Source organism: Clostridium sp. DFI.1.208, assembly GCF_024463855.1.
Lineage (GTDB): Bacteria > Bacillota_I > Bacilli_A > Erysipelotrichales > Erysipelotrichaceae > Clostridium_AQ.
Window position 1 is genome coordinate 1 of sequence record NZ_JANGCA010000267.1, and the last position, 288, is coordinate 288.

General features: G+C 47.2%; 1 pseudogene. It reads right to left on the reverse strand.

Annotation, left to right across the window (positions count from 1 at the left end):
* Nucleotides 1–288: pseudogene (locus tag NE665_RS24325) on the reverse strand (maltodextrin glycosyltransferase); the annotation flags it as partial.

Here is a 288-nt window from a genome sequence, read left to right on the forward strand (position 1 = left end):
GAAGCCGATACCATAATCCCTTGGAGAATCAAACCATACGGGAATGCAGGCATTTGGATCTGTAACAGCTGTTTGATAGGCTTTTCGTATGGCACTTGTCTTCTCGAGGAGCGTGGGAAAGATTGGAAGATTCGGATTGCGGTAATCAAACCAGTATTCATCCAGATATGCCTGTCTGCGATGACGGGGATCCTCTTTTGGCAGCATATTCAGATAGCTGGGATCTCCGTATTCACTCAGCTGCATTGGCTGAACCTCAAAGGCTTCCACTCCGTTCATCATAAACGG